Consider the following 21,940-nt stretch of genomic DNA (forward strand, 5'->3'; position numbering starts at 1 on the left):
GCACAACGGGCAGTATGACAGGACCACGCCCGATCAGAGCAGTCGGCGCTCCGACGCCCACGCGGTGAGCTCGTGCCGGGACGACAGCTGGAGCTTGCGCAGCACCGACGACACGTGCGTCTCGACCGTCTTGATGGAGATGAACAGCGCGGCGGCCACCTCCTTGTAGGCGTAGCCGCGGGCGATCAGCCGCATGACCTCCTGCTCGCGCGCCGACAGCCGATCGAGCTCGTCGGTCGCGGTGGCCGTCTCCCCGGCGACCGCGCCGAACGCGTCGAGCACGAACCCGGCCAGGCGCGGCGAGAACACCGCGTCGCCCTCCGCGACCGCGTGCACGGCCGCGCTCACCTCGCCGCCCGACGAGCCCTTGGTGATGTAGCCGCGGGCCCCGGCACGGATCACCCGCACCACATCGGCGGCGGCATCCGACACGCTCAGCGCGAGGAACCGCGTGCTCGACGGCAGCGATCCGCGGATCACCGCCTCTCCCCCGGTCGCGTCGTCGCCCGCACCACCGGGAAGGTGCACGTCGAGCAGCACCACGTCGGGCTGCGTCTCGGCGATCACCGCGACCGCGGATGGCACGTCCGCCGCCTCGCCCACCACGGTCACGCTCGCGTCGAGGTCGGCGCGCAGCCCGGAGCGGAAGATCGAGTGGTCGTCGACGATCACGACGCGGATGCGGTCAGCCACGGGTCTCCTGTCCGAGCGGGGTCCGGTCCTGCGCGGGAGCCGCCGGCAGGGTGAGGTGCACCTCGGTGCCGCCGTCGTCGCTGCGCACCGCGCCCGACCCGCCCGCCCTGCGCATGCGGCCGATGATCGACTGGCGCACGCCCAGGCGGTCGCCGGGCACGTCGTCGAGGCGGAAGCCGCTGCCGCGGTCGCGCACGTACACGTCGACACCCCGCGCGCTGCCCTCGATGTACACCGCGACCTCGCCGCCCGCATGCCGTGCCGCGTTCAGCATCGCCTCGCGGGCGGCCGCCGCCAGCTCCCCGCTCGCCCGCTCCGCGGACAGCCCGGCCGACACCACCTCGATGCGCACCGGGTGGTCGAGCTCGAGCGCGGCGGCGTAGTCGCGCAGGTCGGTGGACAGGTCGCTGTCGGCCGGGGCGTCGCCGTCGTACAGCCAGGCGCGCAGCTCGCGCTCCTGCGCGCGGGCGAGCCGGGCGGCCTCGCTCGATGCGCCGGCGCGGTTCTGGATGAGCGCGAGCGTCTGCAGCACGGAGTCGTGCAGGTGCGCCGCCATCACGCTGCGCTGCTCCTCCCTGATGCGCCGGATGCGCTCGCCCGCCAGCTCGCGCCACCGCGGGATCAGGGACGACGAGACCACCGCGATCAGCCCGCCGAGCGGCAGCAGCGCCAGGGCCACCCCGGAGCGGGCGATGGGCCAGGACAGCAGCAGCAGTGAGACGAGCCCGAGGAGCAGCACGGCGAGGATCCGCACCCACACGGTGTGCCGGGGGCCGCGGGCCGTGTCGGTGCGGTCGATCAGCGTGGCCCAGAGCCCGGCGGCGGTGGCCCCGAGGGCGGTGCCGCCGACGACCACGGCGGCGACCGAGGGCGGGATCGACCCGTCGAGCGCCTCGCTCCCACCCCGCCACACCACGATCACGAGGGCGCCCACCGCGGCCGGGGCGAGCAGCAGCCACGCGACGGGAACGCGACGGGTGGGCGCGGCCTCCCCCTCCGCCCACGGCATGAAGGCCCAGCACCACGCATACAGCAGCACGCCGGCGCCGCCACACAGCGTGAGCGCGAGGAACAGCGCCCTGACCATCCACGCGCGCACACCCAGGTGGCGCGCGAGCCCGGCGCTCACCCCGGCGACCAGGCAGTCGCGGTCGCGCGCCAACGGCGGCCGCGTCGACACGGGGACGCGACCGGCGGGCGCGGGGGCGGACGCCGAGGAGGACATACCGTCATCCAATCATCCGTCGCGCCGTCCGGGGGCTCCCCCGACGCGGAACCAGGGTCCGCTCAGGGGTTCCCCCGATGGTCGCCCGGCCGCGGCGGACGGCAGGATCGAAGCATGACGATTCCGACCGCTCCCCCGCCGCCCGCCGATCCCGACACCCCGGTCGACGGCGCCGCGCCCTCCGGACGCACCGCTCCCCGCGGCGCCGAGCGCTTCCTGCTGTGGGTCGCCGGTCTCGGGGTCGCGCGCTCCGATGGGTGGCTCGGCGGCGTCGCGGCCGGCATCGCCGCACGGCTGCGCATCGACCCGCTGATCGTGCGCGGGGTGCTCGTGGTGGCCGCGCTGTTCGGACTGCCGGTGATCTTCCTCTACGCCGTCGCCTGGGCGCTGCTGCCCGACACCGACGGCCGTGTGCACCTGCGCGACCTGCTGGAGCGCCGGTACGAGCCGGTGCAGCTGGGCATCCTCGCGATGGCGATCGTCGGCCTCCTGCCCACCGCACCGCTCACCGGGCGGCTGTTCGGGCTGGGCTACGAGAGCTGGTCGGCGCTGTCCCTCTTCAGCTGGATCGTGGGCCTGGTGCTCGCGGCCGGCCTGCTCTTCCTGATCGTGCGCGCTGCGAGCCGCACCCCGGGCGCTTCCGCGCCGGACCTGCCGATGGCTTCCGCAGGTCAGGCGGCCCCGGGCGCGTCCGCCCCCCTCGCGGGTTCGGGTCCCGCCGAGGGGGCGGACGCCACCTCCGTCCCGCCGTCGACGCTCGACTCCGCGGCGGCGACCCCCGCGGACACCGAGCCGCTCGCCGACACCGGCCTCCTCCCGCCCGCCCCTCCCGCGCCCCTGCCGCCCGGAGCGAACGACCCCGCCGCGCTGGAGGCGTGGCGCGCGCAGCACGCGGCCTGGAAGGAGCAGGACCAGGCGTGGCGGCGCCAGCAGCAGGATGCGGAGCGTGCCGCCAGGGATCAGCTGCGACGGGAGCGCCAGGCCGAGGCCGCGGTGTTCGCCGCGGAGGCCGCCGAGCGACGACGCGTCCGCCGGGCGTCGAACCCGCGTGCCGGTTTCGCCGCGGTGATGGCCGCGCTCGGACTCGCGATCGTTGTCGGTGCGGGCGTGGGGCTCGCGGTGGGCGAGGGCCTGGGCGGAGCGCTCGGGCTGCTGTCGGCCGCGCTCGTGCTCGCGGTGTCGATGATCGTCGCCGGGGCACTCCGGCGCCGCAGCGGCTTCCTCGCGTTCGCGACCATCGCGGCGCTCGTCGGCGGCCTCGTCGCGGGCGGCTTCGCGGCGGTGCCCGGCACCACGCTGGGGTACGCGTCGATCTCGAACAACCAGCCGGCGCAGGTGCGTCAGCCGTTCGGCGACCTGTACGTGCAGCTGCACGCGCACGACGACGGACCGCGGCCCATGCTGATCGACAAGGGCTCCGGTCGCACCGAGATCTTCGTGGACGAGGGAGTGCGCCTGGCGCTGCGCGGCACGGTCGGCGACGACGTCGAGGTGAGCTGGATCCGCGTCGACCCCGAGGCCGGCCGCATCACCGACAGCGGCACCTGGCCCCTCACGCGCGACGACGGCACCTGGACCGTGTCGGAGGACATCACGTCCGGCTCCGGTTCGCCGACCACCGTGCAACCCGTCACCATCCACCAGACCAGCGGCGTCATCGCCATCACGGTCCAGGAATCACCGGAGGACGACCGATGAGCACCGACACGATCACCACCCCGCGCACCCGCTGGACCGCCATCATCTGGGGCGTGGTGCTGGCCGCGATCGCCGGAGCCGCCCTGTGGGTGCTCGCCGACGACGACCGCCGCGCCGCCCTCGCCGACGGAGTGGGCACCCTCACGCCCGCCACCATCCTCACCGTGGTGCTGCTGAGCGCCGGTGCGCTGCTGCTGGTGGGTGGAGCCGCCGGGCTCGTGCGGCGGGGCCAACGCCGGCGGACGGAGGGCGTCGCGGCGTTCGCCCCCGATGCGGCCGAGGCGCCGGTCGCGCACACCGCCGAGTAGCCTGGACGGCATGGCGCACCAGGGACGACGACCCGCGAAGGGTTCCGGCAAGGGCACGCCCCCGCGCCGGAACCGGGCCGTCCCCGGTGCGCGTCCGCGCCCCGGGGCGTCGAAGAAGGCCCCGGCGCCCGCGACCCGCAAGGTCGTGTTCGACGCCGCACCCGCCGCGGCGGAGGAGCCACGCACGTTCCGGCTGGGCGCGGTGCCCGGGGCCACTCCCGGCACCTGGATCGACCGGTGGAAGCAGCGCCTCCCCGACGTGCCGCTCGAGCTCGTCCCGATCGAGGTCGCCGCGCAGCGCTCGGCTCTCGACGACCTCGACGCCGCCCTCGTCCGCCTGCCGCTCGACGACGCGTCGTTGCACGTGATCCCGCTGTACGACGAGGTGCCCGTGGTCGTGTCCGCCGCGGACTCCCACCTGATGGCCGCGGACGAGCTCACCCCGGACGACCTGGACGGCGAGGTGCTCATCGCGCTGAGCGACGACGTGTGGGGCGGCCTCGCGCTCCCCGGGACGACGGCCGCGCGGTTCGCACCCCTCGCCACGTCCGACGCGATCGCCACCGCCGCCTCGGGCGTGGGCGTGGTGATCGTGCCGATGTCGCTCGCACGCCTGCACCACCGCAAGGACGCCGACCACCGCGTGCTGGCGGGCGGCCCCGTGTCGACCGTCGCGCTGGCCTGGCGCCGCGACCGGACGACGCCCGACGTCGAGGCGTTCGTCGGGATCGTGCGCGGACGCACCGCGAACTCGTCCCGCTGAGCGCGTCGGCGCCGTCCCGGCCCCTCGTTAGAATCTCCTGATGGCCTCGCTCCTCTATGTCTGCGTGCGTCCCGAGGTCGGGGCGGCCGACGCCGAGCACGCCTCCTTCCGCCGGGCGCTCGGCGTGGACGTGGTCGACCGGCTCGACCTCCTGCATGAGCCGCTGAGCCCCGCGCATCTGGAGCGCTACCGGGGCATCGTGATCGGGGGATCGCCGTTCAACGTGAGCGACCGGGTGAAGAGCCCGACGCAGCAGCGCGTGGAGGCCGATCTGGAGACGATCGCGCACGCCGCGACCGCGGCCACCGTGGCGGCGTTCTTCACGTGCTTCAGCATCGGCGTGCTCACGCGGATGCGGGGCGGCGAGGTGGTCACGACCATGCCGGAGCCGGCGAGCGCGACCGTGATCCGCACGACGGCGGAGGGCGACGCCGACCCCGTGTTCGGGCCGAGCGGGCCCGCGCTCACGGTGTTCACCGCGCACAAGGAGAGCGCCGCGGCCGTGCCTCCGGGCGCGGTGCTGCTCGCCACGAACGACGCCTGCCCCGTGCAGGCCTACCGGGTGGGGTCGCACCTGTACGCGGCGCAGTTCCACCCGGAGCCCACGCCGCGCGACTTCGCCGACCGGATGACGTTCTACCGCACCACGGGCTACTTCGACCCCGAGCGGTTCGACGCCGTGCAGCGGGAGGTGCTCGCGGCGTCGGTGACCGAGGGGGCCGCGCTGCTGCGACGCTTCGCGGAGACCTTCGCCTGAGCCGTCACCGCGCCCTCACGCGGAGGCGCCACCGCGCAGCAGCTCGATCCGCTCGCGGAGATACGACTCCAGGGGCATGAAGCCGCCCGCGGTGCTCCACCGCACCGACGGCACCCCATCGACGAGGGCGAGCGGGCCTGAGGAGCCGCCCGCGTCCACCCCGGCGACGTCGATCACGCTCCAGCCCACGTGCACCACCTCGCCCTCCCGGAAGCCACCGCGCAGGGCCTCCGCTCGGCGCTCGGCGCGCGCCCGTGCCGACTCGGCCGTGTAGCCGCGGCGTCCGGGGTCGGCCGCCCGCAGCACCTCGGCGGTGGCGAGGGCGTGCGTGTCGGTGAGCAGCAGCACGCCCAGATGCCAGGCGTCCCCCACGCGCACGATGCGGCGGCCGCGCCAGCGCGACTCCCGTTCCTCGCCGAGCCCCTCGCGCGGCACCCCGGCGAGCGCGGCCACCGCGTCGGTCAGCAGGGCGGAGGCGGAGGTCACAGCTCCCCCTGCCTGGTGCGGTCGGCGAGGGCGGGCCCGACCACCGGAGCGCGGTCGCCGCGGAGGGTCATGCCGATCAGCGGGTACAGCAGCACGGACAGCATGCCGGCACCGACGAGCGCCGCGGCCGTGCCCGTGTCGAGCATGTCCTGATCCACGCCGATGCCAGTGACGGCCACGATGATGGGCAGACCGGTCGCGGCGAGCAGGCCCAGGGCGGTGCGGTCGCGCAGGCCCGCTCCCGTCGGCGCGGACAGTTGTGCGGCCGACCCGCGGAACACCAGCAGCGCGACCAGGAACACCGGCACCAGCGCCAGTGCCGTCGGCGACGACCGCAGCGCGTCGAGGTCGAACGTGACGCCGGTGTAGAGGAAGAAGATCGGCACGAGGAAGCCGAACGCGATCGCCTCGATCTTGCTCTCCACCTCCTCGGCGTCCTTCTTCGGGGCCCGCGCCATGATGATCCGCCAGATCGCGCCAGCGACGAACGCCCCCAGCAGCATGTCGAGGTCGAGCATCACGCTGAGTCCGACCAGGGCGGCGATCAGCAGGATCACGAACCGCACCCCGAACTGGTCGGAGGTGTGCAGCGTCGCCCGCACGATGCCGTGCAGTCGCCCGTGCGGCATGCGGTGGGCGATCAGGACGGCGAGTCCGGCGAGCACCACGAAGGTCAGCAGGACCGCGGTCGCCAGGGGCGTGGTCCTGGTGCTGAGGAACAGGGAGATCGCGATCAGCGGCAGGAACTCCCCGACCGCCCCGATCGTGCTGATCGCCCGGCCGAACGGGGTGTCCAGCTCCCGCGCATCGCGGAGGATCGGCATGAGGGTGCCGAGGGCGGTGGAGCTGAGGGCGATCCCGATGACGACCATGCCCTCCCCCGGCGCGAAGAAGAACCCGAGCCCGATCCCGAGCAGCACGCTGAGCAGCCACCCGAGCGACGCCCGCGCGAGCGGCTTCCCGGCGACCGTGCGGAAGTCGATCTCGGAGCCGGCGACGAAGAACAGCACGGCCAGGCCGAAGTCGCTCAGCTTCTCCAGCAGCGGACCCGGCTCGACCCAGCCGAGCACGGCGGGGCCGACGAGGATCCCCAGCACGAGCTCGAACACGATGATCGGCACGCGCACGAGCGGCCGGACGCCCCGGGCGAGCAGAGGGGCGGCGACCGCCAGCAGGGGGATCAGCACCAGGCCGACGTCGCTCGCGTCCACGGTCTCAGGGTAGCGACGCCCCCGGCGATTCGCTCCCCGCCCGCGCGACACGGCAGAATCGAGGCACACCCTGGAGGAGCCCCCATGAGCCAGCCCGATACCGCCCGCCTGCTGATCGCCTGCGACGACCAGCCCGGCATCGTCGCCGCGGTCGCCGGCGTGCTCGCGCGGCACGGTGCGAACATCATCTCGCTCGACCAGCACTCCACCGACTCCGAGGGCGGACGCTTCTTCCAGCGCACCGTCATCCACCTCCCCGGTCTGGCCGCCGCGCGCCCCGCGCTCGAGGCCGACATCGCCGACGTCGCGGAGCGCTTCGGCATGGAGTGGTCGCTGCACGACGTGTCCCGGCGCAAGCGCGTCGCGATCTTCGTGTCGAAGTACGACCACTGCCTCATGGAGTTGCTGTGGCGCACGCAGCGCGGGCAGCTCGACATCGACATCACCATGGTCGTGTCGAACCATCCCGACCTCGCCGAGGCCGTGCGTTCGTTCGGCGTGCCGTTCGTGCACATCCCCTCGGGCGACAAGCAGGCCATGGAGGAGCGACAGCTCGAACTGCTGCAGGGCAACGTCGACCTGGTCGTGCTCGCCCGCTACATGCAGATCCTCACGGACGACTTCATCACGCGCCTCGAAGCCCCCGTCATCAACATCCACCACTCGTTCCTGCCCGCGTTCATCGGCGCCAACCCGTATGCCAGGGCCAAGGAGCGCGGCGTGAAGCTGATCGGGGCGACCGCGCACTACGCCACGGCCGACCTCGACGAGGGGCCGATCATCGAGCAGGACGTCACGCGGGTGACGCACTCCGAGTCCGCCGCCGAACTGCAGAGCCGCGGCGCCGACGTCGAGCGCCTCGTGCTCGCCCGGGCCGTGCAGTGGCACGCCGAGGACCGCGTGATCGTGCACGGCCGCTCGACCGTCATCCTCTGACCCGCTTCACTCCCCCGGGAGCCCGGCGAGCACGTCGACGGCGAGACCGTGGGACGCCGCGGTGGGGAGTGACGGTCGTACCTTCATGCCGAGTCCTATAGGAGCGGCATACAACGACTGAAGTCGGCCGCACAGTATCACGTTACAGGTGATATGTCTGTAGGCCGAAGACCCTACATGCAGTTTCTGGCTCCCGTCTAAGAATGGGAACGGAGAGTCGACCTGGCCTCCGTATCAGAAATGGAGACGAAACGATGAGGACAAAGAGAACGACGAGACTGGCGATCTATGCTGCGCTTCTCTCCGGTGCGCTCGTGGCATCCGGAGTCACGGCGGCCAGCGCGGAGGAACGTGATCCTGTAGCGGATGCCATCGCACAAGCGCCGCTGAACGCACAGGTCATCAACGATCAGCACGAGTCGGCTTCGGTCGACTTGAGCACAGGGGAGGGCGCCCTGGTGGCGGAGAACGCACACCATCAGGAAGCGAGCATTTCGTACGACCTCGACTCGGGACCGTCGCTCACGCTCACAGCTCAGGACAGCAGAAGTTCAAACGGCGCGGATACCACCGCGCAGGTGCTCTCCGATGGGAGCGCGCGGCTTCTGACGGTATTCACTGACGCTGATTCGAATCTCGTGTCCAAGTACGCTACCGAGATTCCGGAAGGGTGGGCTGCTCAGAAGCGTTCAGATGGAGGCTACGACATCGTTCCCGGCCCTGTTCTCCGTGACGCTCTGGGGAAGCACGGACTCAGCGGCGAATTCGTTCTGGCAACAATCGACGCTCCCTGGGCCGTCGATGCCAACGGCGCGGAAGTTGCAACGTCCTTCGAGCTCGTCGGGAACCAACTCCTGCAGAGAATCAAACCGGACGCGAACACCGCTTTCCCCGTGACCGCTGATCCTCGCGTCGTTGGCCACGGTTACTACTTCTCGATCTATTACAACAAGTCCGAAACCCGAAGCATGCGAGACACAGGCGCCGTTGTCGGGTTCATTCTCGCCGCGGGTGCAGCGATCGCAGCGCTGCCTGGCGGGGTAGCTGTCAGCGCCGTGCTGTACACGGTTGGTGCGGGCGCAGTTGCGGCGATCGCGACCGTGGCAGGCAACGCGTCCGGCGAAGGTCGCTGCCTCAAGCTCGACGTCCCGTCGTTCATTCCCACGAGCGTGAAGTGTTAGGTTTGCCCGCATGCTCTGGGTGATGATGTCTGCGATGTTCTTCTTGGTGGTGTTCTTCGCCATCGCGAGCAGGTCACATAAGAAGCACCGCAAGAACCGACGTACGCCGCGCGAGTAGAGCCGGCAGTGGGCGTAGTTCCGCAGCGATCGCCCGCGCTTCCGCCCGACGGGAGTGCGGGCGTTTTGCTGCACAGACCGACACGGGTGCACTGAGATCGCCAACGAATCACTCCCAGGCATGCCGGTTTTCCCGAATCCGGCTATCAAGCTCAGAGGTCGCACGGGATAGTCGATCAGGCAGCCTCTCGTCCCGGATCCACTCGACGAGGACACGCCCATCGACAAGCCCGGCGGCGAGCTCGGCGAACACGTCGGCGGCGGTGGTGCCGCGGGCGAGCGGAGCCGCCTGACCCAGCCACAGCGACTGCAGCTCGCCGAGGTTCTGCTCCCCGGCCGCCGTGCGGAAGCGCCCCGTGAGCCAGTTCTGCATCGGGAAGGGCGCGATGGTGCCGCTCGCCTCGATCGCCCGCACGGCGCGGTTGCGGGCGCCGCGCGCGAGCCGTCCGCTCATCGCCCGGGTCAACACGGTGTCGTCCGCCGCGGTCGCGCGGATCGCGTCCCGGTGCGCCGCGGTCGCCGCGGACTCGTCCGTGGCGAGGAAGGCCGTCCCCACCTGCACGCCGGCGGCACCGAGGGCGAGGGCGGCCGCGACGCCGCGGCGGTCCGCGATGCCGCCCGCCGCGATCACCGGCACCCCGACCGCATCCACTACCTGCGGCACGAGCGCGAACGTCCCCACCAGGGACTCCTCGGCGGGACGCAGGAACGACACCCGGTGTCCGGCGGCCTCCGCTCCGGTCGCCACCACCGCATCCACACCGGCCTCGGCGAGCGCGACGGCCTCCGCCACCGTCGTGGCCGTGCCGACGATCCGGATGCCCCGGTCGTGAGCCTCCGCGACGACCTCGGGCGACGGCACGCCGAACACCACGCTGAGCACCGCCGGGGCGACCGCCCAGATCGCGTCGAGCTGCTCGTCGAGCGGCGGGACGTAGCGCTCCGGCCGCGTCGGCACGGCGACCCCCACGGCCTCGTAGAACGGCTGGAGCGCCTGGGCGAAGACCGTGTGCTGCGGGTTGGGCTCGACCTCGTCCCCGGTCGGCAACCAGATGTTCAGCGCGAACGGCCGGTCGGTCGCGGCGCGCAGCTCGGACCCGGTCGCCCGGATACGGTCGCCGTCGTAGCCATAGAGGCCGAACGACCCCAGGCCCCCGGCGTTGCTCACGGCCGCGGTGAGCGCGACGGACGACAGCCCGCCGAAGGGACCGAGGACGATCGGGTGCGTGATGCCGAACAGGGTGCGCAGGTCGCTCATGCTTCGACGTTACGCCCGCGGCGGACGGCCGCGGGCGGGACGACGCCCCCTGCTAGCCTCGGTGGCAGAGAGCGGGGTGTGCACATGCGGCAGTGGATCGGGCAGATGCTCGGCATCGTCGCGACCGCGCTCGGGCTCGTCGCTCTTCCCGATGCCACCGCGCTCGGGCTCGCCGTGGCCCTCCTCGCGGTCACCGCGATGACCCTCGCCGTCGTGCTGAGCGTGCGTCAGCGACCGGAGGCCGACGCCCCGCATCCCCTCCGCGCCATCGACGTCGGCACTCTGCTGCCGCAGAGCGACCCGGATGCCGCGGGGCATCCGCGTCCGCGGGCGCCGGGAGTCGCGATCGCCGCGTAGCCCGTTCCGACGGGAGCGCGCGGCCTTCGCCGACCCTTCCCGACCTCACGAACGGACACCCGTGGACATCTTCGCCTTCCCTCCCCTCGCCGCGCTCCTGAACGCGGCCTATACGGCCCTGACCGGCCTCTCCACCGCCCTCGAGCCCCTCGCCGGCCCGTCCGCCGCGGCCCTCGCCGTGGTGCTCGTCACGCTCCTGGTGCGTGCCCTCCTCATCCCCGTCGGCATCTCGCAGGCGAGGGCCGAGCAGACCAGGGCGCGCCTCGCTCCCCGGCTGCGCGAACTGCAGCGTCGGCACAAGAAGAACCCCGAGCGGCTGCAGAAGGAGATGATGGAGCTCTACCGCTCCGAGAACACCTCGCCGTTCGCCGGGATGCTCCCCGTGCTGGCCCAGGCCCCGGTCGTCGGGCTGCTCTACACGCTGTTCCTGCGACCCGAGATCGCCGGACACCCGAACGACCTGCTGGCCCACGACCTCTTCGGCGCCCCGCTGGGCACGAGCCTGGTCTCCGCACTGTTCGGCGGCACCGCGACCCCGGCGACGTTCGCGGTGTTCGGGGTGCTGCTGGCGGTGATGATCGCGGTCGCCGAGGTCACCCGGCGCGTGTTCCGCCCCGCGCCCGTCGAGGGCGACGACTCGCCGCTCAGCTCGCCCGGGGTGCTGCGGGCGATGTCGGCGCTGCACTACCTCACGGCCGTGTTCGCGGCGTTCGTCCCGCTCGCGGCCGCGCTCTACCTCACGGTCACGGTCGTGTGGACGCTCGTGCAGCGCGTGGTGCTCCGCCGGCGGTTCCCCCTGCCGGAGCCCGCCGCCGCCCGCGCGTGACCTCGGGGTCAGTCAGGCAGCGGGATCGGGGCGGTGAAGGGGCCGGACGGCTCCTCACCCCTCCGGCCCCGGCGCACGCCGAGGGTCGTCCCCACGCTCGCGGCGATCACGAGCGCGACGGCCAGCAGCCGCAGCACCGTCGCGTCCTGCCCCAGGAGGAGCCATCCGGCCAGCGTCGCGAACGCGGGCTCCAGGCTCAGCAGCACCCCGAACACCCGCTGCGGCAGGCGACGCAGCGCCGCCAGCTCGAAGCTGTACGGGATGACCGACGACAGTACGGCCGTCACCGCGGCCAGCAGCAGCAGCGACGGGTCGGCGGCGACCGTCGCGGCCGCGGGCACACCCACGGGGATCAGCAGCACCGCCGCCACGACGAGCCCCATCGCGAGCCCGCTGCTGCCGGGGATGAGGGCTCCGACGCGGGCGCTCATCCGGATGTACATCACCCAGAAGCCGGCCGCGATCAGGATGAACACCACGCCGAGCGGGTCGAGGGGATCCGCGCCGATCAGGCCGTCGATGCCGAGCAGCGCCATGCCAAGCAGGGCCACCGCGACCCAGACGGCATCGGCGAGCCGCCGGGTGAGCACGGCCGCGAGCACGAGCGGGCCGAGGAACTCGATCGCCACGGCCGGCCCGAGCGGGATGCGGTCGATGGCGGCATAGAAGAAGCCGTTCATCGCGGCGAGCGACACCCCGAAGAGCACGGCCGCGAGCCACTGCTGCCGCGTCCACCCCCGCACCCTCGGGCGCACGAGCACGACCAGCAGCACCGCGGCGATCGCGACCCGCAGCGAGGTCACGCCCCAGGGGCCGAGGACGGGGAAGAGCTGCGCGGCGACGGCGGCCCCGAACGGCAGCGAGAGGCACGAGCCGATGACGAGCGCGACCCCCACGAGGGTGCCGGATGCCGCGGGTTTCTGCACCATACGAGCTTAGGCGGCGGGAGCCCGTCGCCCCGCCGCCCACGCAGCTCGATGGGGCCTCAGAGGGCCTTGCCCCCGGTCACCGCGACGACCGTGCCCGAGACGTACGACGACTCCTCCGACGCGAGGAACACGTAGGCGCCGGCGAGTTCGGCCGGCTGTCCGGCGCGTCCGAGCGGGGTGTCCTGCCCGAAGGTCTCCAGGCGCTCGGGACCCCACCCGGTGGCGGGGATCAGCGGCGTCCAGATCGGCCCGGGCGCCACAGCGTTCACGCGGATGCCGCGCGGGCCCGCCTCCTCGGCGAGCGCCTTCACGAACGCGACCTGCGCGGCCTTCGTCATGGCGTAGTCGATCAGTCCCGGCGAAGGCTGCGCCGACTGCACCGATGAGGTGACGATGATGCTGGCGCCGGGCTCCAGGTCGGGGAAGGCGGCGCGCGCGGAGAAGATCAGCCCGGCCAGGTTCGTGTCGAACACGCGGCGCATCTTCTCGGTGTCGAGGTTCTCGAAGCCGTCGATGTCGTGCTGGTAGGCGGCGTTGAGCACCAGGACGTCGAGTCCGCCGAGCTCGGTCCGCGCCCGGTGCACCGCGTCGGTCGCGAAGGCCTCGTCCCGCACGTCGCCGGGGATGCTGACGCCGGTGCGTCCGGCCTCGCGCACGAGGGCCAGCGTGTCCTCCGCGTCGTCCTGCTCCTCGGGCATGTGCACGATCGCGACGTCGGCACCCTCCCTGGCGAAGGCGATCGCGACCGCGCGGCCGATGCCCGAGTCACCGCCGGTGATGAGCGCGCGTCGCCCCTCGAGCCGTCCGTGGCCCACGTACGAGGACTCGCCGTGGTCGGGTTCGGGCGTGGTGCGCTCGGTGAGTCCGGGCTGATCCTGGCTCTGCGCCGGGAAGCCCTCCTCGCGGTGCGCGTGCCGGGGGTCAGTGAGGCCGCTGTCGCGGGTGGTGTCGGTCATGTCCGCTCCTCCTGTGTCGAGTGGCTGTCGTGTCGTGCTCGGATCGAGCATCACGGCAACCGCCGACCGGGGGCAGGGGGTTGACACCTCAGAGCGGCGGTGTGACCGGGGTGTCTCCGCCCGGCTGCTCGCCCGCCTCCGCGGGCTCCGGCACCAGGTACAGGCCGCTGGGGGCGTTGGCGGTGAAGGCGAGCGCCTCGATCCAGGCGCGGTTGATCGAGGGCTGCCGGCTGCCGAAGTACTTGAAGACGAGCGAGCTGCCCGGCTGGATCCACACCGTGGTGCGTCCGCCGCCCACGCTCGCGTCCTCACGCCAGCTGAACGGGAACGGCTCCCCCCGGCGCAGCTTCGCCGTGATCACGAGCTGCAGGTGCGTGAGGGCGCGATCCTCGATCTCGCTCTTCACGCTTCCTTCGTAGATGAACTTGCCCATCGGGTGATGCTCCTCGGTCGATCCGGTTCCCGCCCGGCCACCGCCGGGATCGTGCCCTGGGGGTAGCGTAAGCCCTCGCCCCGGGCGGGCCGCAACTCCGCGGGCCGAGTGGCTGCCTGGAGCGCGCGAGGCACGGAAGTCAAGCCCCGCGCGCGGGAAGCCGGAGCGGACTAGCCTCGGGGCCATGACACCCGAGGAGGGCACCGCCATGAACGCACGCCACATCGACGACCGTCCCGACGAGGGCTACACGCCCGGCACCACCCACGCCGAACGGGGCGCCGGCAACCCGCGCCTGCGCGTGCGCCGCGACGACGAGCGCACCGAGTTCGCCCTCGACGTCGACGAGGTGCGCATCGGATCGGCGGCGGGCAACGAGCTGCGCCTCGCCGACACCGAGCCCGTGCACGCCACGGTGGTGCACGACGACCGCGACGAGTACGTGGTGACACTGCACGCCGACGGGGAGATGAACTCGAACCCCGACGCCGACGCCACGCACCCCGGCGAGCGCACCGAGACGCTGCGCACCGGCTCGCGGTTCACGGTCGGCCCGTGGGAGCTGGTCTTCGCCCGCGACGAGTTCGCCGACCACGGGCGCCCCTACGGCGGACGCCTCGGCGGGGAGTACTCCGACCAGCCGCTGCAGCCGCCGCGCCCCGACTACGACGGCGACGGCGAGCGCGCGCCTCAGTCGGACTCCGACGCCGAGGTGTGATGCGGCGTCCCCACGGGCTTCGATTCGGCTGACCCGCGCTGACGCAGGTAGATCGCGAACGCGACCATGGTGCCGACGGCCAGGAACTCGGACTGCCAGTTCTGCAGCGTCCGATCCCAGAAGTCGGGCGAGACCACGTAGTCCAGCCAGGTGATCGCCGCCGCGCCGTGCTGCGCGTTCTCCGCGTTCATCACGACGGTCCCGGCGAGCGACTGCGCCAACCACGACAGCAGGAACACCGCCCCCATCACGATCAGCAGCGAGTTGCCGAACACGGCGGCGCGCCACCCGCCCGCCCTGGCCCATCGCGGGGAGTCAGGGCGGGCGTGGCGTCCCACCAGCTGATCCGCGTCGCTCCCCGGACCCTCGTCTCCCGGTTTCTTCGACTCGGGTGAACCGCGCTGCACGAACCAGATCGTCGCAGCGATGAACAGGAAGAACTGCAGGAACTCGGACTGCCAGTTCTCGGCCACGTCGACCGCGAAGTCCGACGACCACACGAAGTCGAGGAAGCCGATCGTGGCCTGCCCGTGCTCCACGAGCTCGTCGTTGTTGCGCAGGTATCCGGCGATCGACTGGCCGATCAGCGCCGCCGCGAACAGCGCGAGGAAGAACAGGCTGAGGGCGTGATCCCTGATCCGGCTCCGCACGGTCATCGACCTCCCAGCGGCAGCGCGATCATGATCGCCAGCCCGACCGCGATGATGCCCGCCCACGTCCAGAAGACCGCGCGCATCCCCGCGGTGTCCCGCGTCTGCTCTCCCATGTCCGCCTCCTCGCGATGTCCGATGGACCGACCCTCGCCGGACCGGACGACCACCGGCAGGGGCTTGACGCCGTCGCTCTCCTTGTCAATCCCCTGCGTCCGTGTCGCCCCGTCCCCTACCGTCGGATCAGGCGCCGCGGCGGGACGCGTGGCGCGACGACCGAGATGAGAGGATCGCCCATGACGCGCACGTCCGAGAGCAGCGAGCGATGACCGCGCCGAACGAGACGCCCGAGCTGGAGCGGCTGAGCGAGCTCGCCCGCACCCGCGGTCTGCGGGTGAGCGTGGCGGAGTCGCTCACGTCCGGGCGGCTCGCGAACACCATCGGCGCCGGGGAGAGCGCGTCCGACTGGTTCGCGGGCGGCATCGTGGCCTACTTCACCGAGGTCAAGGAGCGGGTGCTCGGTCTCACGCCGGGAACCGACCCCACCTCCGCGGCGTGCGCCGAGCAGCTCGCCACCGGGGCCCTGCGGCTGTTCGAGGCGGACATCTGCGTCTCGACCACGGGTGTCGGTGGCCCGGGCCCCGAGGGCGGCCACCCCGCCGGCACCGTGTACCTCGGCTGGGCGACCGCGGAGGACTCGGGCCACCGGCGGCTCGCGCTCACGGGCGACCCCGACGAGGTGCTGTCGGCGAGCGTCGACGCCGCGGTGCGGCTGCTCGCGTTCCACGCCGAGGGCCTGCACCCCGCGGGGCCCCGCCGCGGGTCGGGCGGCGAGGACTAGCGGCCCGGCACGAGGCCGATGCGCAGCGGGGCTCCGGGGGCCGCCGCTTCGGTGAGGGCCGCGTCGATGTCGAGCAGCGAGCGCACGGCGCCGACCGCGTCCGCGAAGGGGTAGGCGCGGCCGCGACCGGCGAGGAACGCGACCGCGTCGGCGAGGTCCTGCGACGTGTAGTTGTGCATCCCGGTCACGGTGACCAGGCGCCGCACCACGGCCTCGGCATCCACGGGCACCGGCTCGGCGGGGAACACGCTGCCGACCAGCACGACCGTGCCACCCACCGCGACCCCGGCCAGTGCCTCCGCGACCGCGTGCCCCGACGCCTCGATCACGACGTCGGGCTCCCGGTCGAGCGCGGTGGCCCCGAAGCGCGCGGCGAGGGCCCGTCGCGCGGGGTCGGGGTCGCGCACCTCCACCACCGCCCCGTGTTCGACGGCGATCGCCGCGGCGGAGAGCCCCACCAGCCCGGCGCCGTGCACGCGCACCGTCGCGCCGTCGAGGGGCATGTCGCGCGCGGCCCTGGTCACCGCGGCCCACGCGGTCGCCGTCGCACAGCCCGCCGGCGCGAGCACCGCGGCGGGCAGTGACTCCGGCACCCGCGCGACCGCCGTCCCCGCGCGCAGCTGCACGTGGCTGGCGAACGCGCCGGTGAGGTCGCCGTGCACGCCCACCCTGTCGTGGCCGTACTTGCCCAGGTCGCGGCACTTCTGGGTGAGCCCGCGGCGGCAGCGGTCGCACGTGCCGCACGACACCGTGACCGACCACACCACGCGGTCGCCGAGGCGCAGCGGGGCCCCGTCGGTCGCGTCCGCTCCGGCGTCGCCGAGCGCGATGACCCGCCCCACGCTCTCGTGCCCGAGCACGAGCGGGGTGGGGGCCGCGCGCCGCCCTTGCACGGTGTGCACGTCGGAGCCGCAGATGGTCGACATCTCGACAGCGACCAGCACGTCGTGGTCGCCGAGGGCGACGCCGGGCACCGCGATGGTCTCGTGCGGGTGCCCGTCGCCGATCCACACCATGGCGGTGGCGGCGGGGCGCAGGGCGACGTCCCTCCGGTGACCGGGCGGGCGGATCAGCACGGTTCCCATGGCCGGATGCTCAGCGCGCGGAGACGGTGGGCAGCAGGTCGCGCTGGGCGAGCGCGCCGCGCAGGGCGGTGACGTCGGCGAGCACGGCGTGGGCTCCCGCGCCGCTCAGGGCTGCGCGGTCGTGCGCGCCGGTGAGCACGCCCGCCACGAACCCGGCCCCGGCGCGGCGCCCGGACTGCACGTCGCTCACGGTGTCGCCGATCACCGCGACCGCGTCCACCGCCGAGGCCCCGCAGCGCAGCAGCGCGGCGAGCACGAGGTCGGGCGCCGGACGGCCACGACCCGCGTCCACGGGCGAGAGCGCCACGTCGACGAGGTCTCCCCATCCGAGCCCGTCGAGCAGCGCCTGCCGGGTCACTGGTGCGAACCCGGTGGTCAGGACCACGGCGAGTCCGGCGTCCTTGAGCCCCTGGATCGCGTCCGCGGCCCCGGGGATCTCGGTCACGCCGTGTTCCGCGACGATCTCCGCATAGGCGTCCTCGAACGCGGCGGTGGCGCGCTGCGCGGCGGCGAGGTCGCCGTCGGCGAGGTGCAGGAAGACGTCGAGCTTCGACTGACCCATGGTGGCGCGCACGTGGTCGAGCGCTTCCTCCCACGGCAGCCGCGCGGCCACCCCGGTGCGCTCGGCGGCGCGCTGGAACGCCTGCTCCACCACGCCGTCGTCGCGCACGGTGGTGCCGGCCATGTCGAGGACGACGAGTTCGATCGGAGTGGTCATGGTGTTCCTTCCAGGGCGGGTGCCCGGCCGAGGGCCGAGGCGAGGGTGAGCTCGGCGAGTCCGAGCCCGCAGGTCATGCCGATGCCGGTGGTCGCGGCGATCACCAGGGTGCCGTCGTCGCCGCGGTCGACGAGGAACTCGCCCGGGGCCTTGGCGTACACGCCCTGCCACCGCTCGATCACGCGCGGCTCCGGCATGTCGAACAGCGCCAGAGCCTCCGCGAGGAACGCGGCGAACGCGGCCTCGGGCTGGAACGGCGCGGGAGCGGTCGCGGTCGCGTGCGAGTCGCCCAGGATCAGGGTGCCGTCGGGCAGCTGCGTGTACATCTGGTTGAGGTCGAGCGCGGCGAGGTCGGGGCGTTCGGCGTGCAGGCGCTCGCGCAGCGCCGCGGCCTGCGGGGTCGCGGCGAACCGGCCGTAGCGGATGAGCGACCACCCGGTGAGCAGGGGCGCGTCGAGCGGTCGCGGGAGGGTCGCCGCGACCCGCATCATGTCGAGGGCGCAGCGGGCGACACCGTGCCGCTCGGCGACCTCGGGCAGCAGCTGGTCGAGGTCGTGGTTCACGGCGACGACCACGACCCCGGCATCGATGCGACCGCGCGTGGTCTCGACCCGTCCGTCGGCGAGGCGGGTCGCGGCGGTGCGGAAGCGGAAGTCCACACCGTTCGCGGCGAGGTGGCGCACGATCGCGGCGGCCGCGGTGCGCGGATCGGTCTGCAGGTCGGCATCGATGAGCGCGCCACCGTGCAGCCCCTCCGCGCGCAGCGGCGCCCGGCGGCGCAGTTCGGCGCTGTCCAGCATCCGGATGCCGCCATCGTGCGCCGCGGCCTCCAGCACGTCCAGCTCGTCCCGGTGCCTGGCGGCCACGAGCGTGCCGGACTCGCGCAGCCAGAACCCGGCGTCGCGGGCGAGCCGCAGCCACAGCTCGCGCGAGGTGTCGGCGTAGCGCCGCGCGTCTCCGCCCTGGGCGCCGATGCACAGGTGCCCGAAGTTGCGCACGGTCGCACCGACGGGCCGGTCACTGCGGTCGAGCACGATCACGCGCAGCCCCCGGCGGACGGCGGCGTACGCGGCGCCGAGCCCCACGATGCCCGCACCGATCACGACCACGTCGGCGGCGTCGTTCGCGCGGGTCATCGGAACACCTTCCTCATCCACATCGCGAGACCCTCCACCGCGAGCACGGTCACCAGGATCATCAGGACGATCGCGGTCACCGTCTCGTAGCGTGAGCCCTGGCTGGCGTTCAGCAGGTAGTACCCCACGCCGCCACCGCCGACGATGCCCAGGATGGTGGCGGCACGGATGTTGGTGTCGAGCATGTAGAAGCTGTGCCCGATCAGCGCCCTGGTCCCCTGCGGCACGGTGGCGGCCGCGTAGGTCTGCAGGCGGGTCGCACCGACCGCACGCAGTGCGCGCTCCGGTCCGCGGTCGACCTCTTCGAGGGAGTCGGCGATGAGCTTGCCCAGCAACCCGATGCCGCCGATCGCGAGCGCGATGACGCCGGCCTGGGCGCCCAGTCCCGTGATGACGACGAGCACGATCGCGAGGATCAGCTCCGGGATGCCGCGGATGCCGACGAGCAGCAGGCGCGCGGTCCCTCGCGCGGCTCCGTTCGGGGCGACGTTGCGGGCGGCGAGCGAGCCGAGCAGCAGGGACGGCAGCAGGGTGAGCACGGTCGCGGCGAGCGCGATCGCGACGGTCTCGCGCATGGCCTCCAGCATCGCGGGCGCGTCGTAGTTCCCGAACGACGGCGGCCAGAAGCGCGCGGCGACCTCGGGGAGCTTGGCCCAGAACGTGAAGAGGTCGAGCCAGGTGATCTGGCTCACCGCGACGCTGCCGATCACGACCAGGACGGCGGCGACCCCGGCGAGGGTGTGGCGCACGCGCTGCGCGGTCCAGGGGCGGCGGAGGGCGGTCTGCGGTGTCGCTGCCCACTCCGACCGGGCGGCGGTGGGCGCGGTCGTGCGGCGCAGCCGGGGGTGCACCAGGCGGTCCATCCAGGAGCGCGTCTGCCGCTGCTCGCCCAGCATGGCCCCGCGCACGAGGCTCGACACGACCTCCATCGCGATGCACAGCGCGAAGATCACGAGCGCGATGCCGAGACCCTTGCCGTAGTTGAGCGCCTTGAACGCATACGACATCTCCAGACCGAGCCCTGCGACGCCGACGTAGCCGAGGACGACGCTGCCGCGCAGGTTGATGTCGTTGCGGTGCAGCACGGTCGCGACCCAGCTCGGCAGCACCTGCGGGAGGATGCCGGCGGTGAACTCCTGCAGCTTCGAGCCGCCCGCGGCCCGGATCGCCAGCCGCGGACCCTCGTCGATCTGCTCGATCGCGTCGGCGAACATCTTGGAGATCATGCCGATCGAGTGGATGCCGATCGCGAGGATGCCGGGCAGGGTGCCGAGCGAGAACATCAGCACGAACGCCATCGCGAGCACCACGTCGGGCAGGGCGCGGGTCAGCACGCCGACGAACCGCGCCGCGGCGCGCCAGCCCGCTCCCGGGGTGGTGTTGGAGGCGGCGAGGTAGGCGATCGGCACCGACAGCACCGCGGCGAGCAGGGTGCCCACGAGCACGAGGCCCACCGTCAGCGCGATGAGCCACAGGAGCTCGCCGGGCTCCGGGAAGGAGAGGCCGCCGACGCGGGCCAGGAAGTTCTGCGCGTTGCCCCAGCTCTGCACCATCGCGGGGATCGAGATGTCGACGTCGCGCACCGCGAGCACACCGAGCACGACGAGCGCGACGAGCGTGAGTCCCGCGGCGATGCGCTCCGGCGAGGGCCGGCGCCGGGGCGCACGGGCCGCGACGGTCGCTCCGCCCGATCCGGTGGGGGCGCCCCCGCGCGGTGCCGCGCCGCCGCGGGTGCCGGGCGCCGCCGCCGTGTCCAGGGCCGTCATGCCACGCCCGCCGGGGTGGCTGCGTCGGCGAGCTCGACCTGCACGGCCGTGATCTCTGCGGTCGTCGTGGCCACACGTCCGTAGATCTCCATGACCTCCGCCTTGCTGAGGCCGTCGGTGGGGGTGTCGAGCACGACCTCGCCGTGCCTCAGCCCCACGATGCGGTCGGCCCAGCTGATGGCGAGGTCCACCTGGTGCAGGCTGCACACCACGGTGAGCCCCTCGTCGGCGGCGATGCGGCGGATGAGGGCCATGACCTGCTCGCTGGACTCGGGGTCGAGCGAGGCGACGGGCTCGTCCGCGAGCAGGATGTCGGGCTTCTGCATGAGCGCACGGGCGATGGCCACGCGCTGCTGCTGTCCCCCGGAGAGGGTGTCGCTGCGCTGGTACGCCCGGTCGAGCAGCCCGACCCGGTCGAGGTGTTCGAGAGCGGTCAGCCTCGCGCTGCGGGAGTAGCCCCAGAGCCCGAGGCGGGGGCCGCGCACGCGCGAGAGCGAGCCGGTGAGCACGTTCTCCAGCACGGTCAGCGACGGCACGAGCTCGAACTGCTGGAAGATGAAGCCGACGCGGCTGCGCAGGTCGCGCAGCGCCCGACTGCGGAGCGCGGGGACCGCGGCGCCGAGCACGTCGACCGTGCCGGCGGTGGGCACCTCGAGCCCGTCGAGGTGTCGCAGGAGCGTCGACTTCCCTGAGCCGGACAGGCCGAGCAGCACCACGATCTCGCCGCGGGCCACGGTGAGCGACACGTCGCTCAGAGCCGTGGTGCTGCCGAAGGTCTTGGTCACGCCGTCGAGGCGGATGAGGGTGTCGGTGGCCGCGGTCATGGCATCTCCTTGTCGTGCGGTCGGGTCGGGTGGGAGGCCCTTCGTCCCGCTGCGCTCGCTCAGGAACC

General features: G+C 73.1%; 24 protein-coding genes. 10 read left to right on the plus strand and 14 right to left on the minus strand.

What is annotated here, in order from left to right:
- Positions 1 to 33: 33 nt before the first annotated feature.
- Positions 34 to 693: a response regulator transcription factor gene (locus ACFWCH_RS01595; protein WP_136037183.1), complete on the minus strand. Its 660-nt coding sequence runs from the start codon at positions 691 to 693 to the stop codon at positions 34 to 36.
- A complete protein-coding gene (locus ACFWCH_RS01600) occupies positions 686 to 1,918 on the minus strand; it encodes a PspC domain-containing protein (RefSeq protein WP_378802756.1) in 1,233 nt (410 codons plus the stop codon). Before ACFWCH_RS01600 ends, ACFWCH_RS01595 begins: the two co-directional genes overlap by 8 nt.
- A 114-nt stretch (positions 1,919 to 2,032) precedes the next feature.
- Here ACFWCH_RS01600 and ACFWCH_RS01605 point away from each other — a divergent pair, with 114 nt between their 5' ends.
- From ACFWCH_RS01605 to ACFWCH_RS01620, 4 genes are read left to right on the plus strand one after another with little or no spacing between them, the layout of a single operon-like run.
- A complete protein-coding gene (locus tag ACFWCH_RS01605) occupies positions 2,033 to 3,616 on the plus strand; it encodes a PspC domain-containing protein (RefSeq protein WP_378802757.1) in 1,584 nt (527 codons plus the stop codon).
- Positions 3,613 to 3,924 carry a hypothetical protein gene (locus tag ACFWCH_RS01610; protein ID WP_378802758.1) on the plus strand — a complete coding sequence of 104 codons (312 nt, stop codon included), beginning with the start codon at positions 3,613 to 3,615 and terminating at the stop codon, positions 3,922 to 3,924. Before ACFWCH_RS01605 ends, ACFWCH_RS01610 begins: the two co-directional genes overlap by 4 nt.
- A 10-nt stretch (positions 3,925 to 3,934) precedes the next feature.
- Positions 3,935 to 4,687, plus strand: a complete 753-nt coding sequence (locus ACFWCH_RS01615) for a LysR family substrate-binding domain-containing protein (RefSeq protein WP_378802759.1) — start codon at positions 3,935 to 3,937, stop codon at positions 4,685 to 4,687.
- Positions 4,688 to 4,727: 40 nt separating this feature from the next.
- Positions 4,728 to 5,444 carry a GMP synthase gene (locus ACFWCH_RS01620; protein WP_136033159.1) on the plus strand — a complete coding sequence of 239 codons (717 nt, stop codon included), beginning with the start codon at positions 4,728 to 4,730 and terminating at the stop codon, positions 5,442 to 5,444.
- Between the two features lie 15 nt (positions 5,445 to 5,459).
- On the opposite strand, the gene ACFWCH_RS01625 is transcribed toward ACFWCH_RS01620, so the two are convergent.
- Together ACFWCH_RS01625 and ACFWCH_RS01630 are read right to left on the minus strand one after the other, a co-directional pair.
- Complete coding sequence (locus ACFWCH_RS01625; RefSeq protein ID WP_136037328.1) at positions 5,460 to 5,930, minus strand: glutaminase; 471 nt, start codon at positions 5,928 to 5,930, stop codon at positions 5,460 to 5,462.
- The gene (locus ACFWCH_RS01630) at positions 5,927 to 7,141 is read right to left on the minus strand and encodes a cation:proton antiporter (protein WP_378802760.1); all 1,215 of its coding nucleotides are present in this window, start codon (positions 7,139 to 7,141) and stop codon (positions 5,927 to 5,929) included. Before ACFWCH_RS01630 ends, ACFWCH_RS01625 begins: the two co-directional genes overlap by 4 nt.
- An 84-nt stretch (positions 7,142 to 7,225) precedes the next feature.
- Between ACFWCH_RS01630 and purU the strand changes: the two genes are divergently transcribed.
- Positions 7,226 to 8,077, plus strand: a complete 852-nt coding sequence (purU, locus tag ACFWCH_RS01635; RefSeq protein ID WP_136037330.1) for a formyltetrahydrofolate deformylase — start codon at positions 7,226 to 7,228, stop codon at positions 8,075 to 8,077.
- 254 nt (positions 8,078 to 8,331) lie between these two features.
- Positions 8,332 to 9,258 carry a hypothetical protein gene (locus tag ACFWCH_RS01640; protein WP_378802761.1) on the plus strand — a complete coding sequence of 309 codons (927 nt, stop codon included), beginning with the start codon at positions 8,332 to 8,334 and terminating at the stop codon, positions 9,256 to 9,258.
- A 226-nt stretch (positions 9,259 to 9,484) separates the two neighbouring features.
- On the opposite strand, the gene ACFWCH_RS01645 is transcribed toward ACFWCH_RS01640, so the two are convergent.
- Positions 9,485 to 10,633, minus strand: coding sequence for an NAD(P)H-dependent flavin oxidoreductase (locus ACFWCH_RS01645; RefSeq protein WP_378802762.1), 1,149 nt, complete (start codon positions 10,631 to 10,633; stop codon positions 9,485 to 9,487).
- Between the two features lie 84 nt (positions 10,634 to 10,717).
- On the opposite strand from ACFWCH_RS01645, the gene ACFWCH_RS01650 reads away from it, so the two are divergent.
- Together ACFWCH_RS01650 and ACFWCH_RS01655 are read left to right on the plus strand one after the other, a co-directional pair.
- The gene (locus ACFWCH_RS01650; protein ID WP_378802763.1) at positions 10,718 to 10,990 is read left to right on the plus strand and encodes a DUF6412 domain-containing protein; all 273 of its coding nucleotides are present in this window, start codon (positions 10,718 to 10,720) and stop codon (positions 10,988 to 10,990) included.
- Between the two features lie 61 nt (positions 10,991 to 11,051).
- Positions 11,052 to 11,816 carry a membrane protein insertase YidC gene (locus ACFWCH_RS01655; protein ID WP_136045592.1) on the plus strand — a complete coding sequence of 255 codons (765 nt, stop codon included), beginning with the start codon at positions 11,052 to 11,054 and terminating at the stop codon, positions 11,814 to 11,816.
- A gap of 8 nt (positions 11,817 to 11,824) precedes the next feature.
- On the opposite strand, the gene ACFWCH_RS01660 is transcribed toward ACFWCH_RS01655, so the two are convergent.
- The 3 genes from ACFWCH_RS01660 to ACFWCH_RS01670 all read right to left on the minus strand — a co-directional run bounded on the left by ACFWCH_RS01660 (position 11,825) and on the right by ACFWCH_RS01670 (position 14,134).
- Positions 11,825 to 12,742, minus strand: coding sequence for a DMT family transporter (locus tag ACFWCH_RS01660; protein WP_378802764.1), 918 nt, complete (start codon positions 12,740 to 12,742; stop codon positions 11,825 to 11,827).
- Positions 12,743 to 12,801: 59 nt separating this feature from the next.
- On the minus strand, positions 12,802 to 13,701 hold the full coding sequence (locus tag ACFWCH_RS01665) for an SDR family oxidoreductase (RefSeq protein WP_136035562.1): 900 nt from the start codon (positions 13,699 to 13,701) through the stop codon (positions 12,802 to 12,804).
- Positions 13,702 to 13,789: 88 nt separating this feature from the next.
- On the minus strand, positions 13,790 to 14,134 hold the full coding sequence (locus tag ACFWCH_RS01670) for an ATP-dependent DNA ligase (protein WP_136033177.1): 345 nt from the start codon (positions 14,132 to 14,134) through the stop codon (positions 13,790 to 13,792).
- A 184-nt stretch (positions 14,135 to 14,318) separates the two neighbouring features.
- Between ACFWCH_RS01670 and ACFWCH_RS01675 the strand changes: the two genes are divergently transcribed.
- The gene (locus tag ACFWCH_RS01675; RefSeq protein WP_240744624.1) at positions 14,319 to 14,852 is read left to right on the plus strand and encodes a hypothetical protein; all 534 of its coding nucleotides are present in this window, start codon (positions 14,319 to 14,321) and stop codon (positions 14,850 to 14,852) included.
- Here ACFWCH_RS01675 and ACFWCH_RS01680 read toward each other — a convergent pair.
- On the minus strand, positions 14,825 to 15,508 hold the full coding sequence (locus ACFWCH_RS01680) for a site-specific recombinase (protein WP_168443062.1): 684 nt from the start codon (positions 15,506 to 15,508) through the stop codon (positions 14,825 to 14,827). The genes ACFWCH_RS01675 and ACFWCH_RS01680 overlap by 28 nt on opposite strands.
- 319 nt (positions 15,509 to 15,827) lie before the next feature.
- Here ACFWCH_RS01680 and ACFWCH_RS01685 point away from each other — a divergent pair, with 319 nt between their 5' ends.
- The gene (locus ACFWCH_RS01685) at positions 15,828 to 16,343 is read left to right on the plus strand and encodes a CinA family protein (RefSeq protein ID WP_136033179.1); all 516 of its coding nucleotides are present in this window, start codon (positions 15,828 to 15,830) and stop codon (positions 16,341 to 16,343) included.
- Here ACFWCH_RS01685 and ACFWCH_RS01690 read toward each other — a convergent pair.
- From ACFWCH_RS01690 to phnC, 5 genes are read right to left on the minus strand one after another with little or no spacing between them, the layout of a single operon-like run.
- Positions 16,340 to 17,428, minus strand: coding sequence for an alcohol dehydrogenase catalytic domain-containing protein (locus ACFWCH_RS01690; protein WP_378802765.1), 1,089 nt, complete (start codon positions 17,426 to 17,428; stop codon positions 16,340 to 16,342). The genes ACFWCH_RS01685 and ACFWCH_RS01690 overlap by 4 nt on opposite strands.
- A gap of 10 nt (positions 17,429 to 17,438) precedes the next feature.
- Positions 17,439 to 18,146, minus strand: coding sequence for an HAD family hydrolase (locus ACFWCH_RS01695; protein WP_378802766.1), 708 nt, complete (start codon positions 18,144 to 18,146; stop codon positions 17,439 to 17,441).
- Positions 18,143 to 19,282 carry a TIGR03364 family FAD-dependent oxidoreductase gene (locus ACFWCH_RS01700; RefSeq protein ID WP_378802767.1) on the minus strand — a complete coding sequence of 380 codons (1,140 nt, stop codon included), beginning with the start codon at positions 19,280 to 19,282 and terminating at the stop codon, positions 18,143 to 18,145. Before ACFWCH_RS01700 ends, ACFWCH_RS01695 begins: the two co-directional genes overlap by 4 nt.
- The gene (gene phnE, locus ACFWCH_RS01705; protein ID WP_366626527.1) at positions 19,279 to 21,048 is read right to left on the minus strand and encodes a phosphonate ABC transporter, permease protein PhnE; all 1,770 of its coding nucleotides are present in this window, start codon (positions 21,046 to 21,048) and stop codon (positions 19,279 to 19,281) included. Before phnE ends, ACFWCH_RS01700 begins: the two co-directional genes overlap by 4 nt.
- Entirely contained in the window at positions 21,045 to 21,872 is an 828-nt protein-coding gene (gene phnC / locus ACFWCH_RS01710) for a phosphonate ABC transporter ATP-binding protein (protein WP_247637705.1), read from the minus strand. Before phnC ends, phnE begins: the two co-directional genes overlap by 4 nt.
- Between the last annotated feature and the right edge of the window lie 68 nt (positions 21,873 to 21,940).

The sequence above is a fragment of the Microbacterium sp. NPDC060132 genome (genome assembly GCF_042729675.1).
Classification (GTDB): Bacteria; Actinomycetota; Actinomycetes; order Actinomycetales; family Microbacteriaceae; genus Microbacterium; species Microbacterium sufflavum.

What these genes read in the sequence shown, in the direction of transcription:
- phnC (WP_247637705.1), bottom strand. Translation starts at nt 21,872, where the DNA reads ATGACCGCGGCCACCGACACCCTCATCCGCCTCGACGGCGTGACCAAG.
- purU (WP_136037330.1), top strand. Translation starts at nt 7,226, where the DNA reads ATGAGCCAGCCCGATACCGCCCGCCTGCTGATCGCCTGCGACGACCAG.
- ACFWCH_RS01670 (WP_136033177.1), bottom strand. Translation starts at nt 14,134, where the DNA reads ATGGGCAAGTTCATCTACGAAGGAAGCGTGAAGAGCGAGATCGAGGAT.
- ACFWCH_RS01620 (WP_136033159.1), top strand. Translation starts at nt 4,728, where the DNA reads ATGGCCTCGCTCCTCTATGTCTGCGTGCGTCCCGAGGTCGGGGCGGCC.
- ACFWCH_RS01695 (WP_378802766.1), bottom strand. Translation starts at nt 18,146, where the DNA reads ATGACCACTCCGATCGAACTCGTCGTCCTCGACATGGCCGGCACCACC.
- ACFWCH_RS01680 (WP_168443062.1), bottom strand. Translation starts at nt 15,508, where the DNA reads ATGACCGTGCGGAGCCGGATCAGGGATCACGCCCTCAGCCTGTTCTTC.
- phnE (WP_366626527.1), bottom strand. Translation starts at nt 21,048, where the DNA reads ATGACGGCCCTGGACACGGCGGCGGCGCCCGGCACCCGCGGCGGCGCG.
- ACFWCH_RS01645 (WP_378802762.1), bottom strand. Translation starts at nt 10,633, where the DNA reads ATGAGCGACCTGCGCACCCTGTTCGGCATCACGCACCCGATCGTCCTC.
- ACFWCH_RS01665 (WP_136035562.1), bottom strand. Translation starts at nt 13,701, where the DNA reads ATGACCGACACCACCCGCGACAGCGGCCTCACTGACCCCCGGCACGCG.
- ACFWCH_RS01650 (WP_378802763.1), top strand. Translation starts at nt 10,718, where the DNA reads ATGCGGCAGTGGATCGGGCAGATGCTCGGCATCGTCGCGACCGCGCTC.
- ACFWCH_RS01685 (WP_136033179.1), top strand. Translation starts at nt 15,828, where the DNA reads ATGACCGCGCCGAACGAGACGCCCGAGCTGGAGCGGCTGAGCGAGCTC.
- ACFWCH_RS01640 (WP_378802761.1), top strand. Translation starts at nt 8,332, where the DNA reads ATGAGGACAAAGAGAACGACGAGACTGGCGATCTATGCTGCGCTTCTC.
- ACFWCH_RS01610 (WP_378802758.1), top strand. Translation starts at nt 3,613, where the DNA reads ATGAGCACCGACACGATCACCACCCCGCGCACCCGCTGGACCGCCATC.
- ACFWCH_RS01675 (WP_240744624.1), top strand. Translation starts at nt 14,319, where the DNA reads ATGACACCCGAGGAGGGCACCGCCATGAACGCACGCCACATCGACGAC.
- ACFWCH_RS01600 (WP_378802756.1), bottom strand. Translation starts at nt 1,918, where the DNA reads ATGTCCTCCTCGGCGTCCGCCCCCGCGCCCGCCGGTCGCGTCCCCGTG.
- ACFWCH_RS01605 (WP_378802757.1), top strand. Translation starts at nt 2,033, where the DNA reads ATGACGATTCCGACCGCTCCCCCGCCGCCCGCCGATCCCGACACCCCG.
- ACFWCH_RS01700 (WP_378802767.1), bottom strand. Translation starts at nt 19,282, where the DNA reads ATGACCCGCGCGAACGACGCCGCCGACGTGGTCGTGATCGGTGCGGGC.
- ACFWCH_RS01615 (WP_378802759.1), top strand. Translation starts at nt 3,935, where the DNA reads ATGGCGCACCAGGGACGACGACCCGCGAAGGGTTCCGGCAAGGGCACG.
- ACFWCH_RS01690 (WP_378802765.1), bottom strand. Translation starts at nt 17,428, where the DNA reads ATGGGAACCGTGCTGATCCGCCCGCCCGGTCACCGGAGGGACGTCGCC.